The organism is Blautia sp. MSK17_66, assembly GCF_020538025.1.
GTDB lineage: Bacteria > Bacillota > Clostridia > Lachnospirales > Lachnospiraceae > Blautia_A.
Genome location: NZ_JAJBNQ010000098.1, coordinates 1 through 426 on the forward strand (window position 1 = coordinate 1; position 426 = coordinate 426).

1 protein-coding gene is annotated in these 426 nt (G+C 40.8%); it reads right to left on the bottom strand.

Features of this window, described 5'->3' with window-relative positions; all coding sequences use genetic code 11:
* Positions 1–141: 141 nt before the first annotated feature.
* A partial coding sequence (locus tag LIR34_RS17645) for an RNA-guided endonuclease InsQ/TnpB family protein (protein ID WP_173903428.1) occupies positions 142–426 on the bottom strand: 285 nt, incomplete at its 5' end.

The following is a 426-nucleotide window of genomic DNA, read 5'->3' on the forward strand; positions in this document are numbered from 1 at the left end:
TGACATGCTCCCACCACTTAAATCTCTGATTTTGAAGTGGGGGCTTCTTGCTCAATGGCTCTACTGAGCCAAGTATCTACAAGCTATCCTCGCGTGCCCCGCGATTTTTATTAGTCCGGTTACGGACTTTTTATTGTGCTGTCATGCACATTCTGCAAAGATTCTTTTTCCCTCATTCATGATGTTAACTGCTGCATTTACATCACGGTCCATTCTGTGTCCGCATTCACAGTAATAGATCCTTTCAGATAAAGACAATTTTTCTTTTTTCTTTCCACATGCACTGCAAATCTTACTTGATGCAAAATAACGATCTACTTTTATCAGATATTTCCCTCGTTCCTCCAGTTTATATTCCAGCATAGACAGAAACAGGCCATATCCATTATCATGTACGCCTTTTCCAAGATGAAGTCCTCCTGCCAT